A 13599-nucleotide genomic window follows, 5' to 3' on the forward strand; every position below is an offset into this window, starting at 1 on the left:
CTGCGGCTGAGTCAGCCTCGCGGCTCGTTTAGTTCTGCGGGCTTTCCGATTCGGGACTTTGGGCGGACGGGCCGGATTTGGCAGCCGACTGGCGTGAAACCGTCTGCTGAGCTTGGGCTTGCGGCTGGCCGCTACCTTGCGGGTATCCCTGCTGTGCATAAGCCTGCTGCCCGTACGCTTGCTGGCCGTAGGGCTGGCGGTACTGCTGGGCATAGGGCTGCTGGCCCTGATACTGAGCTTGACCCGGGTAGCCCTGCCCGTAGCCCTGCAGGTACCCCTGCATCGGCGCGCCCTGGCTCGGGTACCCTTGCGCCGGGTAGCCCTGCCCGTAGGGCTGCGCTGCGGGATAGCCGGGATAGCCCTGATATGCGGGGCGTGCGGATTTCTTCGCGGCCGTTCCCGCAGCCACGCCCTGCGTGATCCCCACCAGCGCCAGAATGAGGGCCAACGCGCCGGTCACCCAGAAAAGCGGGGTGTACTGCGCCCCGAATTCACGGAGCGCACCCACCGAACTATCCAAGGAGAGCGCCACGAGCCCACCCAGGGTGACCGCCCCGCCCAGCGGTGCCAGCCAAGAAAAAGCCTGGGCTGCCCGGCCGGTGGTGAACAAACCGAGCACTCCCGCCAGCAACGCCAACAGAAGGCCCACGCCGTATAGGATCACGGGCAGCCACACGCCACCCGGATGCGCCAGCCCGAAGATCGAGGCATTATCTTCACCCAGGGCCAGGACCGGCGTGAAGCACAAGATAATAAGAGCGATGCTCAGCGTGGTGGTCAGAGCCGCCAGGCCGCGCAGCGCGCCGGTGCCACGCTTCGATGCGGAGGGAACGGGGTAGCTCGGAGGAACAGGCTGCTGTGCGTATCCGGGATATTGAGTGCTCATAGCCTTAAATGTAATCGATGTAACGCCCGCGCTGGGGGCGCGTTAGCTATGTCTCCCTGCCAGGGTCTCCCTGGCCCTCCTCGGCAGTGTGAAATAACGCTCAGATTACGATGTGCCAGCTGGCGGCGTCGTCGTACCGTACGCGTAAAAACCGCGAGAATCCGCGGAAAAATCGCGCGAGCACCATGTGAGCGTTCTTGAAAATCTCAAGAAAAGCGAGCCTTTCCCTCCGGATCATTGTCCAAATGTTACGAAATGATTACACTCGATATAGTTTCGTTATAAAAGCGGGGCCGGAGGGTACTCGCGCAAGCAACGGAGGAAGTTTAGTGGGGCGTCACAGCGCACAGGGAATGGGACTCGAGCAATTCGTTCGGGCTGAGGTTCGTACCCCGGGTCCGCGGTCGCGGGCTCTCATGATGGAACGCGGCGCGGTAAGTGAGGCAGTCCAGGCCGCGCTGGCCACTCGGCCGCAGGCCACCGGTACCGCATTCCAGGCACCCGCCGCGGTGGAGGATACCGCCGCGAACGCCCAGCTCAGTGCTTTCCCGCTCAGCCGGCGCGGGGTTGCCGCGCTCGGGGCCGTGCTGCTGGCCGGTAGTGGTATCGGCCTGATGTCGCATATGTCCATGCCCGCCAATGCTTATGCGGATGGTTTCCCGGTGGCGCGCGCGGCCGGCGCCACGGTTGCCGAATACTCTTTTACTGTTAATTTTGAAGGCGAAGAACGCACTCTCACCACCACGGCGGGCACCCTCGGGGAAGCCTTGCAGGAAGCCGGGATCACGGTTTCCGGGGACGACGTTGTTTCGCAGAGCCTCGCCGAAGCGGTCACCCCCGGCGCGAAGGTGACCATCACTCGGGTGGAAAAGCGCGTGGTCACCGAAGAGGTGGTGGACGCGCACGGTTCCACCAAGGTCGACGACGCCGCGCTTGCCAAAGGCACCACCAAGGTGGAAACGGAAGGCAAGGATGGCATTTCTGCCAATACCTACGAAATCCGGGTGGAAAACGGCAAGGAAGTTGCTCGCACCCTGACTTTCTCCGCGGTCAAGCAGGCCCGCGTGGATGAAGTGGTCAAGGTGGGGACCTCGGAAAGCGCCGCCGCGGTGGCGGGCGCGAGCAGTGACGGTGGTAGCGCGGCGCTCGGGAGCGCCAGCGTGGTTCCGGCCGGCACTGCCCAGGAAATCGCCTCGGGTATGCTCTCCGCTTACGGCTGGGGCCAGGACCAGTTCTCCTGCCTGGTGACGCTGTGGAACCGGGAATCGAATTGGAATCACCTGGCGGAAAACAGCTCCTCCGGGGCCTACGGTATTCCGCAGGCACTGCCCGGCTCCAAGATGGCTTCCGCCGGCGCCGATTGGCAGACCAATCCCGCCACCCAGATCCGCTGGGGCCTGGGCTATATTGAGGGCCGCTACGGCAGCCCCTGCGCCGCGCTCGGGCATTCCAATTCCCGCGGGTGGTACTAAGCCTGCAGCGCTAAGGCTGCAGCCCCGGGTATACAGTTACACCATGAATGTGGTGAGAAGCACGGTATTGGCCGGCAGCAGCGCCGCGCACTTGCTTTGCTGATCGCGGCAGTGGCGGCTGTGGTCCTTATTCTTATGTATCTCTGCTTGGGCATGTGGGCATAGTGGTCGGAGATTCGCGTTCCTTGGCGGATGCGGATTTTCAAGGCGCATGCGGACGGTATTCACCAAGCCGGGTACACTGCATCTGTGGTCGCCAATCATATTGCTCAACAGGACTTGCCCGGTAACACACCGGCCGGTAACACGCCAGCAGGTAGTGATCCGGCTGGCAGCACCTGGGCTGGAACTGCCCTCCTCACCCCGGTGGACGTGCGTGCGCTGTGCACGGCTCTGAATATTCGCCCCACCAAAACCCTGGGGCAAAACTTCGTGCACGATGGCGGCACCGTGCGCAAAATCGTGCGGGAAGCCGGGGTGGGCCCGGGGAATAGGGTCCTCGAAATCGGCCCGGGCCTGGGCTCACTTACCCTGGCGCTCCTGGAAAGCGGTGCCTACGTATCCGCGGTGGAGATCGATGCCGCACTGGCCGCAGCTCTCCCCGATACGGTGGCGCGCCGCCACAGCGCCCCGGAAAATTTCGCGCTGCTCCACGCGGACGCCCTGAGCATCACCGGGCCCGAACAACTCGCTTGCCCGCCCGCGCTGCGCACCGGCCAGACCGAGGCTGCAGATAGCACGCGTACCTTCGCCCCCACCGCCCTGGTGGCCAACCTTCCCTATAACGTGGCGGTGCCGGTGCTCCTCACTCTCATGGAGGCCCTGCCCAGCCTGGAAACCATCACCGTGATGGTGCAGCTGGAAGTTGCCGACCGCCTGGCCGCTGCCCCCGGCTCGCGCACCTACGGCGTGCCCTCCGTCAAAGCCGCCTGGTACGGCAGCGCCACTCGCGGCGCGAAAATATCCCGTCACGTTTTCTACCCGGAGCCGAACGTGGATTCCGCCCTTGTCCACCTGCGCTTGCGGCCCGCGCCCGGTAACGATGACCTGCGCGAACGTGTTTTCACGGTGATCGACGCCGCTTTCGCTCAGCGGCGTAAAACTCTGCGCAGCGCCCTGGGTTCCTGGGCCGGCAGCCCCGCCGCCGCCGAAACTATCCTCGAGCGGGCCGGGGTATCGCCCCAGGCCCGCGGGGAAACCCTTACCATTGACGATTTTGTGCGGATCGCGCAGGCTCGCGAACTCCCCAACTAATATTCATATTCCAAGGACCACCAGCTATGGCACATTTACTTTCGGTACATGACGTGGGCGTCAGCCTGGGAAGTCGCGATATTCTCAGCAACGTTTCCCTGAGTTTAGAGGACGGCAGCCGCATCGGCGTCGTCGGCCCAAACGGGGGAGGGAAAACCACGCTGCTGCGCCTCATCACCGGGGCGCTCGCGCCCACCAGCGGTGAGGTGATTCCCACCAATACCGCAACATTTGCCACCCTCACCCAGGCCGATGAGCTTCCCGATACCACGGTGCTCGAGGCGATTCACGCGGGCACTGCCCGCCACGAATGGGCCAGTGACGCGCGGGTGCGGGACCTGCATGCCGGGCTGCTCCCCGATATTCCCCTCCAGGCTCGGGTGCGTGAGCTTTCCGGTGGGCAGCGCCGGCGGGTGGCCCTGGCCCACACCCTCACCCGCGAGGCAAATATTATTATTCTTGACGAGCCGACCAACCACCTGGATGTCGAAGGGATTACCTTCCTGGCGAATTATATTAAGGAACGTTTCGGCGGGCCGCGCCCGCGCGGAGCTCTCGTGGCCGTCACCCACGACCGCTGGTTCCTGGATGCGGTGGCCACCCGCCTGTGGGAAGTGGTGCCCGGGGTGGAAGGCCCGCGCGGGCAGATTCCCGGCCGGGTGGAAACCTACGAGGGCGGGTATTCGGATTATATTTTCCAGCGCGCCGAGCGGGAACGCCAGGCTGCACTCGCCGAAGAAAAACGCAATAACCTAGTGCGGAAGGAGCTGGCGTGGCTGCGGCGCGGTGCCCCGGCCCGCACCTCCAAGCCGCGCTTCCGCATCGAAGCGGCGGAAAGCCTTATTGCCGACGTCCCGGCCCCGCGCGATACCGTGGAAATGACGCGTATGGCCGCCTCCCGCTTAGGCAAAGAAGTGGTCAATCTTGAGGACGTTAGCCTGCGCTACGGCGCGGGCCCAGAAATTTTACGCGGGGTGACCTGGCGGATTGCGCCGGGCGAACGCGTGGGGATCCTGGGCGCGAACGGCGCCGGGAAATCCTCGCTGCTCGCACTCATCGCCGGGCGGCTCCAGCCCACCTCCGGGCACGTCAAACGTGGCGTCACCGTGAAACTCGCGGAACTATCCCAGCACACTCGCGAACTCGATGAGGTTGCGGATCTGCGCGTGGTGGAAGCCGTGAACGACGTCGCAGCTCGCGTGCAGGTGGGGAAGAAGGAACTCACCGCGAGCCAGGTGACCGAGCGGATGGGATTTACCCGCGAACGTGCCTGGACCCGGGTGAGTGAACTTTCTGGTGGGGAGCGGCGCCGCCTGCAATTCATGCGCCTGCTCATGGCCGAGCCGAATGTGCTGCTTCTGGACGAACCAACGAACGATCTGGATACCGATACCCTCGCCGCGATGGAGGACGTGCTAGACGGCTGGCCGGGCACCCTCATTGTGGTCTCCCATGACCGCTACCTGCTCGAACGCATGACGGACCGCCAGATTGCGGTGCTCGACGGCCAGGTGCGGGACCTGCCGGGTGGGGTAGATGAGTATTTACGGCTGCGCGAACGGGAACGAGAAGAGCGTGAGGGCGCCGGCGGTGCCGGCGGCGTGAGCAACTCCGGGGCTACGACTGCCACTTCCGGAACCGGATCTGAAAAAAGTGCGAGTGCCCTCCAGCGCGAAGCCCGCAAAGAAGTACAACGCATCGAAAAACGCATGGGCCGGTTGCGCGAGCAGATCACGAAGCTGGAGGAGCGCAGTGCCGCCTGCGCGGTGAGCGGGGACTATGAGGAACTCGCGCGGATTGGCAAAGAGCTGAGTGATGCAAGCGGCCAGCTTGACGAGCTGGAAGAACAGTGGCTGGAGGCAGCTGAAGTAGCCGAGGGCTAAGGCGGACGCACCCGTCCAGCCAGAGCCGCACTTCGGCCAGGTATATACACGTGGGGCCCGGGAGAATTCCCGGGCCCCACGTGCGTCGTCGTACTATATGAGAACTTAGGCGGCTTTACGGAAAATCTGCGTGAGCTTGACGCGCTCACCCATCCGCAAAATCGAGCGTTCGTAAATCTTGCCGGCCAGGATCGCCAGCAGGAAGACCCCAAGCGCGTTGATGCCAACCGCCGCCAGTTCTTCCACGAGCGGGACCTCGCCGACCGCGCTGCGCATGGGCATCATGAACGGGCCGAAGAAGGGCAGCACGGAGAGAATCTTCGTGACCGCGGCCTCGGGCAGCGCCGGAATGAGGTAGATCGCGGTGTAGAAGGGGATGAACTGGACGAACATGACCGGGGTGTTGATTCCGGCCAGGTCTTCCTGGCGGGACACCGTGGCCGCCAACCCGCCCACCAGCGCGGTGGCGGTGAAATAGCCGAGCACCATCCACAGGACCGTGCGCGCCACCATCCCGGCCAGTCCGAATTCCTGGAGGAAACTGAGATCGGGAACCAGCCCGGAAATCGCCACACCGGTAATAATTGCGCCGATATAGCCGAAGAGGATAACTACCCAACCGGCTCCCAAGCCCAGCACTTTGCCCAGTAGCAGGACGCGCGGGCGGACTGTGGTCAAAATAATTTCCACCACGCGGGAAGATTTTTCTTCGACGACGCCGGCACCAACGGCGCCAATTCCACCCATCACCATGAAGAAAATCAGCATGGCACTCACCGAACCGATGAGGAAACCGATGGGATTAGCTTCGATGCCGGAGGGAGTGTAATTCACCGTCTGCACCTGAAGATTATTAATGGTATCCAGGTGGGCGAGGACCGTGGCATCCACCCCGGATTGCTCCAGCACGTAGGTGCTGAGGATCTTCTTGAGAGCGGGAAGTTCCTTCGGATTCGGGGACGTGGCCACGATCTGCGGATCGAGGGCGGTACCGGAAATACCGATCTCCGCTTCCGGTTCTTCAGCCGCTAGCTCGGCGGCGATATTAGTGGTCGGGAGGGCGGAAAAACCGGCGCCCTCGAGGTAGGGCTGGAGCTCCGCGGCGCTGGCTTCCAGGTAAATGCCCTGGGCTTGCGGGGCCGGGGCGGCTCCGTTAGCTTCATCATCCCCGCCCAGGAACACGCGGCCCGCGAAGCCGGCCACAATGGCGATCACCCACATAACCGCCAAGGAAATCATGGTGGCGCGGGAGGCAAAAACATTCTTGAACTCGCGTGCGAAAACAATGCGTACCATTACTTAGCCTTCTTTCCGAACAGCGAGCCGAACAGGCCACGCTTTTTCTTGGGGGTGGCCGCATCGCCTTCCTCCGCGGAGGGCACCTGAACAACGTCGCGGAACAATTCCGTGAGGTGGGGGCGGCGCTGGGTGAATTCCACCACGGTGCCCGCCTGCTGGGCCGCCGCGAGAAGCGCGGCGGTGGGATCGGCGGTGGTTTGTGCAGCGGCCGTGTTGATACCGGTTCCTGCGGTGATACCGGCGGCTGGGGTTTCCACGAGCACCCGGGCAATCCCGGCGCTCAGCGGCGCCTCCGAGGTACCGGCCAGCAGATCGGGATGGACGGTAAATCCGGCCTGGCTGAGGGCCGTGCGCAGCGTGGCTTCCTCGGCACGTACCGCCAGCGCGTAGGGCGGATTACCGGAATTTCGCAGCTCATCGACGGTGCCACGGGCCACGATATTTCCACCCGCGAGAATCCCAACGCTATCGCAGAGGCGTTCTACCAGATCGAGCTGATGGGAGGAGAAAATAACCGGAACACCCTCATCGGCCTTCTGGCGCAGCGTATCGCTCATGGTGCGCACCGCCACCGGGTCTAGCCCGGAGAAAGGTTCGTCAAGAATGAGGAGTTCTGGATCGTGAATGAGGGCGGCGGCCAGCTGCACGCGCTGCTGGTTACCGAGGGAAAGTTTCTGGACGGCATCCTCCCGGCGTGAAGCCACCCCGAGGCGATCAGTCCAGCGCTCCATGGCGGCCCGCGCCGCATCCGGGCTCATCCCGTGCAGGCGCGCAAAATAGATCAGCTGCTTATCGACCGGCATTTTTGGGTAGAGACCGCGTTCTTCTGGCATATAGCCGATGCGCTGGCGCGCCGCGAAATCAATAGGGCCACCATTCCAGGTCACCTGCCCGGAATCTTTACTCAGGAGGCCGAGCATAATGCGCATTGCAGTGGTTTTCCCGGCGCCGTTCGAGCCGACGAAACCGAAGATTTCACCGGGGCGAACCGCGAAGGTGAGATTTTGCAATACTTTGCGCGACCCGAAACTCTTGGAGATATTCTCAACGGAGAGCATGAGGGGTACGTCCTTGCTGTCGTGCGATTGATGAAAATTCTAGGGGTAGCACGCCACGCGCCCAGACACGGGCAACCGCCGCGCGCAAGACCGGTGACGTCACCTAGAGCGCCATCGTTCTATTTGCGTGTCGCTGTCCATTCTATGTCACAGCCCGGGGCAAACCTAAAACTGCACTTCCCGCTCAATGCGTTCCTTTGCGCTGGCTCAGTGCCCACCGCGGGTGAGGAGGCGCGGTTGCGATTCCAGCCCGCGTAAGCCGTTCCACATAAAGTTCACCACGTGCTCCGCCACTGTTTCCTTATCGGGCTGGCGCACATCCACCCACCACTGGCCCACCTGGCCGAGTGCCCCGGCCAGGGTCTGCCCGTAAATGCGGGCATATTGCGGAGAAATACCATTACGCCCCAGCATGGGCGCCAGTAAATCCGAGGCGTAATCAGCCACATCCGCGATCACGGTGGAGAAGGAATCCCCGCCGAGGGTAGCTGGCGAGCGCTGTACGAGGAGGCGAAAACCGTCGTCGTTATGCTCGATGTAATCCAGTACGGCGACGACGATGGACTCAAGTACCTCACGCTCGGGCAAGCCAATATTCATACGCGCGGAGAGCAATTCCGTGAGCGTGACGAGTTCACGATCCACCACCACGTTGTAAATGCCCTCTTTGGACCCGAAGTGTTCGTACACAACCGGCTTGGAGACCTGGGCGGCCGCGGCGATTTCTTCAATAGAAACACCGTCAAAACCCTGCGCCGCGAAAAGTTCGCGGGCCACGCCCACCAATTGTTTACGCCGGTCCGCTCGCGACATGCGCACCCGTTTCTTTTCCGAAGCGGGGGCCGGTGTGGTGGCCGGTGTGGTGGCCGGAGTGGAGGTGTTCGGGGAGGCAGCCGCGGTGGTGGCAGCGGTGTTCTGGGTGGGGTGAGTAAGAGTGTTGTTGGCGGCGCGCGCAGCATCGATGCCGTTCGTGCCCTCAGGCGAGGTCTGTTTCATACTTAGTATTATGCCAGGAGCGCTTCGGTCGGTTAGACTATATCGGTGCCGGCCCGCGCGTCGGCAGTTCTCCGCCATGGTGTAACGGCAACACAGCGGTCTTTGGAACCGTTATTCTAGGTTCGAATCCTAGTGGCGGAACGTTTTCGGGCGCAGCGTCGGCGTCCGTGGCGAACTATAGGGCGCATCGCCGCCGGAAAAGGGAAGGCATGGATCTCTCCGCTGTCGTCATCCTGGCTGCTGGCCAGGGAACTCGCATGAAATCAGCCACCCCGAAACTTTTGCATGAGGTGTGCGGCCGCACGCTGCTCGGGCATGCCATCACCGCTGCCCGCAGCTTGAATCCCCAGCATATTGTTGTGGTGGTGCGCCACGAGCGGGAGCGGGTGGCCGCACATGCTCGTGAGCTGGACGATTCCGTTATTATTGCCGACCAGGATGAGATCAAGGGCACCGGCCGCGCGGTGTGGTGCGGGATGGAAGCCCTGGGAGCCGATGTGACCGGCCCGGTTCTCGTTATGGCCGGGGATACCCCGCTTTTGGGTGGGGAGATTCTCGGGGAGCTTGCGCGCGCCCACGGGAACGGTGCCGATAAGAACGACGCCGCCGCTACCGCCCCGGCGCTTTCCGCCAGTCCCGCTGTCACCGTGCTGAGTGCTCGGGTTCCCGACCCGGCTGGCTACGGGCGGATTGTGCGCGATGGGGAGGGAACCATCTGCGCCGTCGTAGAAGATAGAGACGCAAGTGCGCAGCAGCGTACCATCAACGAAATCAATACCTCCACGTATATTTTCGATGCTGCGTTTTTGCGCGAGGCACTGGCAACTCTGGGCACGGATAACGCCCAGGGGGAAATGTACCTGACCGATGTGGTAGCGCGTGCCTATCAGCTCGGCGCTGGGGTCGGTTCCTATGTGAGCAGTGATTACTTGGCTGCGGAAGGTGCGAATGACCTTGTCCAGCTGGCGGCGCTGCGCCGCGAAATGAATCGGCGCATCGGGGAACGGTGGATGCGCAGCGGGGTGAGCATTATTGATCCGGCCACGGCGTGGATTGATGTCCAGGTGGAGTTGGAGCCGGATTGCGTCGTCGAGCCCCATACTATTTTGCGCGGATGCACGCGGGTGGCGCGGTTCGGGCACGTGGGGCCCGGGGAACTGAGCGATGTCATCGTGGAAGAAGGCGCGCGGGCGCGGCATGTGTACCTGCGCGATTGCCTCATCCCAGCCGGGAAATGCGCCCGGCACGCGGTGGCGCTCGGGGAAGCCGCCCAGCACCGCTGTGGCGGGTAAACACTGTTCTGGCGGTAAACGCCGTTTACCAGGTAGCGGGTAGCGCCGCGATCACATAAGCTGACAACGTCGAAAAACCCAAGCAGGCGAAACACATCGGGGGAGCACAATGAGCACGGGAATGCGGGTATCGAACGATAAGCGGCTGGTCCTAGCCACGGGCCGCGCTTATCCGGAGCTGGCGGAGGAGGTGGCACGCTGCCTCCATATCAGCATGCTGCCCACCACCATCTACGATTTCGCAAATTCAGAAATTTACATCCGCTATGAGGAGTCAATCCGCGGGGCGGATGTTTTTATTATGCAGGCCTTCAGCAGCCCCATTAATAAATGGCTGATGGAGACGCTGCTCATGGTGGATGCCGCCAAACGTGCCTCGGCCAAGCGCATCACCGTGGTGGCACCGTACTACCCCTACGCCCGCCAGGATAAGAAGCATAAGGGCCGCGAACCGATTTCCGCGCGACTGGTGGCTGATCTGCTCAAGACGGCCGGCGCGAACCGCATTATGAGCGTGGATTTGCACGCCGCGCAGAGCCAGGGTTTCTTCGATGGGCCGGTGGACCATCTGTGGGCGATGCCCACCCTGGTCGAATACGTCCGCTCGATTATTACCGGCGACGACGCCGTTATGGTCTCACCCGATGCCGGCCGTATTAAGGTGGCTGAGCAGTGGTCTTCGCGCCTGGGCGGAATTCCGCTGGCTTTTGTGCATAAGACCCGCAATATTGAGAAAGCCAATTCCGCGAAGGCCAACCGCGTGGTTGGTGATGTGGCAGGCAAAACCGCCATTATTGTCGATGACATGATCGATACCGCCGGTACGCTGGTCGGCGCGATTCGCGTGGTTAAGGATGCCGGCGCGAAGGACGTTATCGTGGCGGCCACCCACGCGCTGCTTTCCGGGGAAGCGGTGGAGCGGCTTTCGAACGCTCCGATTCGCGAACTCGTGGTGACCGACACCGTGCCGATTCCCGATGAAAAGCGTTTCAAGGGCTTGACGGTGCTTTCGATTGCCCCCACCCTGGCCCGCGCCATTGACGAAGTCTTCGAGGACGGCTCGGTGACCTCGCTATTTGACGGCGCGTACTAAAGGTGAGGTAGCCTCACGAGGAGGCGCTGGTGCGCTTTGAGCGCGCCGGCGCCTCCATTGTTGTGGTGGTAGGCCAGTACTTTCTGGCGCCGGGAAGCCAGAACTCAATGTGGTGAGGAAGTCGGCATTCTTTGCGGCTAGGAAAGAAGGTAACGCACGTGGTGGTCACATCGACTTGGGCGCTGTCCGTACTTGTCTTCGCTACCGGCCTGCTTGGGGGCATCGTGGGGTACCTGACCGGGGTGGCCTCGCTGGTTACCTACCCGGCGCTGCTCGCTCTCGGATTCCCACCGATTACCGCCAATGTCACGAACGCGATCAATAATTTCGGGAGCAGCTTGGGGTCGGTACTCACCGGGTGGCGATCCATGCGAGCAGTGCGGGCCTATCCGTTGTGGCCGCAGATGTTTATCAGCGCGGTGGGCGGAGCTATCGGCGCGGTGCTACTGCTGGCTTTCGATCCGAAAGTTTTCGAGTTCGTGGTGCCCTGGCTGGTGCTCATCGCTACCCTCTGCACATTGATCGGCCCCTACCTGGAGCGCCGCGGCATCCACATGAATGTTCCGGTTCCCACCTTCCTGGTGCTGGTGGGAGTGCTGGGCGTGTACGGAGGTTATTTCGGCGCGGCCTCCGCGGTTGTTTATCTTGGCATCGCCGCGATCCTCACCCCGATGACCACCCACGAAGCACTGCTGCTCAAATCCCCGGTACTGGGCTGCGCTAACCTCACGGCCCTGCTCTTTTTCATCTGGTCCGGGGAAGTGGATTACGCGGCGGCGCTGACCATGATGCTCGGCGGGTTGCTGGGCGGGATGGTTGGCCCGCACCTTCAGCGTTTCCTCCCCGGAGGTGTGGTGCGCTGGCTAGTCGGCATATTCGGAACCGCGCTCGCGGTTTGGCTGTTACTGCGCGCATGGGGGTAGGGCGGCGCGTTGAGGTAGACGGCATTGAGTAAACCCTGTGAGAATGTGCGCGGCTGCCGTAATTCCTGGTCGGCCACCTACTCAGTTACTTACCCTCTACCGGCTCATTCCCTCACCCGCCACCCGCGCTGGCGGAATGCCTCGGCCAGGCGAGCGGTTGCTGGAACTTCGCCGCTCGTGATGCGCGGAAGCACGGGCTTGCCCGGGTTGAACATCATGCGGACGAGCCGCCGGGGAAGGTGGAGATCCGGGTGGAAAATCTGCAGTTCGATCCAGCCGTAGCTGGTGCGGAGCTCGCGCCGCTGGCGATCCTTGACCTGCTGAGAAGCGTCTCGGTGAGGTGCGCCGTCGTACTCCACAATAATGCGCTGCTCCTCGAAGAGCATATCGGGCTGGCCGAGCGAGCGCCCGTCCTGGGTGAGAAGCCGCTGGTTGAGGCGCGGTTCGGGGAATCCCGCCATGGCGATCATGAGCCGCAGTAGAGTTTCCATCGGTGAATCCGCACCCACCCGCGCCCAGGCCAGCGCCGCGCGGAAGTGCACCACAAAATTCCAGCTCGGGTGTTCGGCCAGGAAAGTCTCCAGTCCCTCGCGGGTGGTGTAGGGCGCCGACCTCCCCTCGAAGCGCCGACGAGGAATGCGCAGGAGCGCGTCGATTGCCGCGATGAGCTGGTAAAACGATAGATCCGGCACGCTCGCCAGAACAGCACGCGGCCGCGACGCAATGCGCAGGTTCCCACCGGGCATGCGGATCGTTTCGATGTCGCTGTCCAGCAGCTGCGTGCGATCCCAGCGGATGAGGGGGTGGGGGGAACAGTACCTCTTCGAGGGAAAGCCGCAGTCTAGCTGCATTTGTTCAGTCCACGAATCTACCCGATAAGGGAGCGGCAGCCCCCATAAACGCATCGCCGATAATCCAGTTACTACACTGCCCGGAAACTGATGTTGTACCGCCAGGAGTGCGTCAGCTTCCGTGATGTCACGCGTCGTGTCCCGGTAAATACCGTGCGCTAAACGCTGAAACTGACCGCGGCGAGCGAGGGTTCTGGGTAGCCCCAGAGCGTCCAGCTGTGCGAGGCTAAAAATAGGTGGGTGCTGAATTGGCTTGGTCATAGAGCGAGTATTGAGCCAGATGACGATTTGGACAAGGTGATATCCACAGGCAAAGTTGGTGCAGAGAGGTATCGAGGAGCTTCGGGTGCGTAGTCCGGTAACCGAGCAAAAACGTAGTGCAAATCTACGCACCATTTTGGCCCGATTTCTGTCCTGGGCTTGCACTTTGTGCCCCCTACGGTCCGGGATTTGCACTTTGCGTGTGGGAAGGGGTGGTACGACGACGGCGCCAGCTGGTGGGGCGGATTCTAGCGAGGAGGACGGTGTGGCAACGGGGGGATTCCGGGGTTGAGTGGCCCGTGGTGGCGTGGCTGTGTGCGTATGCCCAGGT

The 13599-nt window shown here is 62.6% G+C and carries 11 protein-coding genes, 1 tRNA gene and 1 pseudogene; 7 read left to right on the top strand and 6 right to left on the bottom strand.

Going from position 1 to position 13599, the window contains the following annotated elements; genetic code table 11:
- Positions 1–28: 28 nt before the first annotated feature.
- Positions 29–886: a hypothetical protein gene (locus tag ACRQDJ_RS01655; RefSeq protein ID WP_284889415.1), complete on the bottom strand. Its 858-nt coding sequence runs from the start codon at positions 884–886 to the stop codon at positions 29–31.
- 329 nt (positions 887–1215) lie between these two features.
- Here ACRQDJ_RS01655 and ACRQDJ_RS01660 point away from each other — a divergent pair, with 329 nt between their 5' ends.
- From ACRQDJ_RS01660 to ACRQDJ_RS01670, 3 genes are all read left to right on the top strand, one after another.
- Positions 1216–2358: a resuscitation-promoting factor gene (locus ACRQDJ_RS01660; RefSeq protein WP_284889414.1), complete on the top strand. Its 1143-nt coding sequence runs from the start codon at positions 1216–1218 to the stop codon at positions 2356–2358.
- Between the two features lie 249 nt (positions 2359–2607).
- Complete coding sequence (gene rsmA, locus ACRQDJ_RS01665; protein ID WP_320757256.1) at positions 2608–3612, top strand: 16S rRNA (adenine(1518)-N(6)/adenine(1519)-N(6))-dimethyltransferase RsmA; 1005 nt, start codon at positions 2608–2610, stop codon at positions 3610–3612.
- A gap of 26 nt (positions 3613–3638) precedes the next feature.
- Positions 3639–5495: an ABC-F family ATP-binding cassette domain-containing protein gene (locus tag ACRQDJ_RS01670; protein WP_320757257.1), complete on the top strand. Its 1857-nt coding sequence runs from the start codon at positions 3639–3641 to the stop codon at positions 5493–5495.
- Positions 5496–5600: 105 nt separating this feature from the next.
- Here ACRQDJ_RS01670 and ACRQDJ_RS01675 read toward each other — a convergent pair whose 3' ends face one another.
- The 3 genes from ACRQDJ_RS01675 to ACRQDJ_RS01685 form a co-directional block, all read right to left on the bottom strand.
- A complete protein-coding gene (locus tag ACRQDJ_RS01675) occupies positions 5601–6791 on the bottom strand; it encodes an ABC transporter permease (RefSeq protein WP_320757258.1) in 1191 nt (396 codons plus the stop codon).
- On the bottom strand, positions 6791–7852 hold the full coding sequence (locus ACRQDJ_RS01680) for an ABC transporter ATP-binding protein (protein WP_320757259.1): 1062 nt from the start codon (positions 7850–7852) through the stop codon (positions 6791–6793). Before ACRQDJ_RS01680 ends, ACRQDJ_RS01675 begins: the two co-directional genes overlap by 1 nt.
- A 207-nt stretch (positions 7853–8059) precedes the next feature.
- Entirely contained in the window at positions 8060–8848 is a 789-nt protein-coding gene (locus tag ACRQDJ_RS01685; RefSeq protein WP_320757260.1) for a TetR/AcrR family transcriptional regulator, read from the bottom strand.
- Positions 8849–8918: 70 nt separating this feature from the next.
- On the opposite strand from ACRQDJ_RS01685, the gene ACRQDJ_RS01690 reads away from it, so the two are divergent.
- From ACRQDJ_RS01690 to ACRQDJ_RS01705, 4 genes are all read left to right on the top strand, one after another.
- Positions 8919–8989 (top strand) — tRNA-Gln (locus ACRQDJ_RS01690).
- A gap of 68 nt (positions 8990–9057) precedes the next feature.
- On the top strand, positions 9058–10140 hold the full coding sequence (locus tag ACRQDJ_RS01695; protein WP_320757261.1) for an NTP transferase domain-containing protein: 1083 nt from the start codon (positions 9058–9060) through the stop codon (positions 10138–10140).
- Between the two features lie 109 nt (positions 10141–10249).
- A complete protein-coding gene (locus ACRQDJ_RS01700) occupies positions 10250–11233 on the top strand; it encodes a ribose-phosphate diphosphokinase (RefSeq protein ID WP_274736270.1) in 984 nt (327 codons plus the stop codon).
- A gap of 161 nt (positions 11234–11394) precedes the next feature.
- Positions 11395–12156, top strand: coding sequence for a sulfite exporter TauE/SafE family protein (locus tag ACRQDJ_RS01705; RefSeq protein WP_320757262.1), 762 nt, complete (start codon positions 11395–11397; stop codon positions 12154–12156).
- Between the two features lie 104 nt (positions 12157–12260).
- Here ACRQDJ_RS01705 and ACRQDJ_RS01710 read toward each other — a convergent pair whose 3' ends face one another.
- The gene (locus ACRQDJ_RS01710; protein WP_435717765.1) at positions 12261–13007 is read right to left on the bottom strand and encodes a putative endonuclease domain-containing protein; all 747 of its coding nucleotides are present in this window, start codon (positions 13005–13007) and stop codon (positions 12261–12263) included.
- A 153-nt stretch (positions 13008–13160) separates the two neighbouring features.
- Positions 13161–13403, bottom strand: a pseudogene (locus ACRQDJ_RS01715) (type IV toxin-antitoxin system AbiEi family antitoxin domain-containing protein); the annotation flags it as partial.
- Positions 13404–13599 lie beyond the last annotated feature (196 nt).

Origin of the sequence: Actinotignum urematis (assembly GCF_051264595.1) — a bacterium.
Taxonomy (GTDB): domain Bacteria; phylum Actinomycetota; class Actinomycetes; order Actinomycetales; family Actinomycetaceae; genus Actinotignum; species Actinotignum timonense_A.